The sequence below is a fragment of the Candidatus Streptomyces philanthi genome, assembly GCF_059553635.1.
Genome location: NZ_JCANQV010000571.1, coordinates 1 through 1,673 on the forward strand (window position 1 = coordinate 1; position 1,673 = coordinate 1,673).

At 77.0% G+C, this 1,673-nt stretch carries 1 protein-coding gene and 1 pseudogene; one reads left to right on the forward strand and one right to left on the reverse strand.

The genetic code is table 11. From position 1 onward, the window contains the following. Window positions 1-536: pseudogene (locus AC51EU_RS30285) on the reverse strand (FUSC family protein); the annotation flags it as partial. A gap of 220 nt (window positions 537-756) precedes the next feature. On the opposite strand from AC51EU_RS30285, the gene AC51EU_RS30290 reads away from it, so the two are divergent. Next, the coding region (locus AC51EU_RS30290) for an NAD(P)/FAD-dependent oxidoreductase (protein WP_496270292.1) at window positions 757-1,673 on the forward strand (917 nt) is incomplete at its 3' end.

Genomic DNA, 1,673 nt, shown 5'->3' on the forward strand with positions numbered 1-1,673 from the left:
GCGAGGGGGCCGCCCGCGGGCCGCGGGGTGCGCAGGACCAGGCGGAGCACCAGCAGCCACAGGCAGCCCGCGAGGACGTACAGGGCCTTCTGCCAGGGCGGGCCGGGCAGCGGCATCCCGGCGCCGAGGATGGTGGAGGCCAGCATCTGCATGCCGGCGTTGGACCGTACGGGGCCGGCGACGCTGCCGGCGCCGGAGACGAAGCCGACGGCGAACAGCGCGGGCACCACCCACCAGCCGGCCCCCGCCGACTGGAGCGAGGCCCCCATCAGCATGCCGAGGCCGGAGGCGAGCGCGGGCAGGCCGATGTGGACGACGCCGGTGCGCCGGGTGCCGGGCCGGTCGTTGACCCCGGCGAGCATCGAGCCGAGCCCGGTGAGCACCCCGGCCGCCGCGTGCCCGGTGGCGATGCCCGCGCCGAGCAGCGGGCCCGCGCACAGCGCGCCGCGGGCCACGGCCGCCCAGGGGACGGGCAGCCGCTGCCAGCGGAAGGGGTGGGCGAGCCAGACGGGCACGGCGCGCGGTGCGCGGGGCATGGGTCTCCTCAGTCGACGACGGGACGGCGGTGGGGCAATCCGAGGGGCGTCATCGGCCGACGGTGCTGCTTCCCCCAGCGTAAGGTCCGGACCTGTCATCACCGCTACCGGAATGTTGCGCCGTCGTCACAGCGGGCACACGCCTCGCGCTGCCCCGCCGTGCGCATCTCGTGCCCGTCGGCCCTCGCCTTCCCCGCCCGCCGCGGGTTAGCGTCCGGACATGACGAGCGACGTACTGGTGATCGGCGGGGGCGTGATCGGGCTGACCTCGGCCGTCGCGCTGGCGGAGGACGGCTACCGGGTGCGGCTGATCAGCCGCGACCGGGCGGATGCCACCACATCGGCGGTGGCCGGCGGGCTGTGCTGGCCCTACCGCATCCGGCCGTACGAGCGGGCGGTGCGGTGGTCCCTGCGCGGCTACGAGGTCCTGGCCGGCCTCGCGGAGCGGCCGGAGGAGACCGGCTCCCGGATGGTGACCGGCACGATGACGGAGGAGACGGACGCCGTGCCGGAGGCCGATCCGCTGGCCGCCTGGTACTCCGCCGTCCCCGGGCTGCGCCGGGCCCGCCCGGACGAGCTCCCCGACGGGTACCGGGCCGGGTGGCGGGCGCGTACCCCGCTGGTGGAGATGCCGGTGCATCTGCGCTATCTGGAGCGGCGGTTGGAGCGGGCCGGCGGGAAGGTGGACCGCCGGCCGGTCACCTCGCTGCGGGAGGCCGGGCAGGAGGCGGCGACGGTCGTCAACTGCTCCGGCCTGGGCGCGCGGGACCTGGTGCCGGACCCGCAGGTGCAGCCGGTGCGGGGCCAGCTGGTGATCACGGAGAACCCCGGGATCGAGGAGTGGTACGTCAGCGCCGCCCCGGGTTCCGCGGTGACGACGTATGTGCTGCCGCAGCCGTTCGGTGTGGTCGTCGGGGGTACGGCGTACGAGGGCGCGTGGTCGCGGGAGCCGGACCCGGCGGCGGCCGGGGCGATGGTGGCGCGCGCCGCCGAACGCTTCCCGGGGCTCGCGGGGGCGCGGGTGCTGGCCCACAAGGTGGGGCTGCGCCCGTCGCGGCCCGCGGTCCGGCTGGAGGCGGAGCGGCTGCCGGGCGGGGCGTGGTGCGTGCACAACTACGGGCACGGCGGCGCGGGGAT